The following is a 306-nucleotide window of genomic DNA, read 5'->3' as shown; positions in this document are numbered from 1 at the left end:
CGCTTGAGCGAATAGATTCCGTCCAGCCCCGTGATGGGCCTGGGTTTCTTCTCATGCCTGGGCTGAAAGGCGTGCTTGAACTGACGGTACTGATCGGCCACAAAGGCCCGGGTGCCGATAATGCCCGAATCCGTGAAATAGCGGGTCCGGCTCATGAATCGGGCGGTCCGGCCGGGATCGAATTCCCGTTTCCGTTCTTTTTCCAGCAATTCCTTGCCGATGGCCTTACCGCCTTTCCCTCCCGCCCGCGGTAAGGCTCCGACCTCATACACATGACGGCGGTAGCGGCGAAACCGCTGGGCCTCA

At 60.5% G+C, this 306-nt stretch carries 1 protein-coding gene; it reads right to left on the bottom strand.

The genetic code is table 11. The features are described from left to right. Positions 1-306 (bottom strand): hypothetical protein (locus ACYQ11_RS22220; protein ID WP_459926026.1); only part of this gene is annotated, 306 nt, incomplete at both ends.

The organism is Desulfatiferula olefinivorans (genome assembly GCF_054657895.1).
Note: the sequence above shows the minus strand (reverse complement) of the source record. Positions and strands in the feature narration are given on the sequence as shown.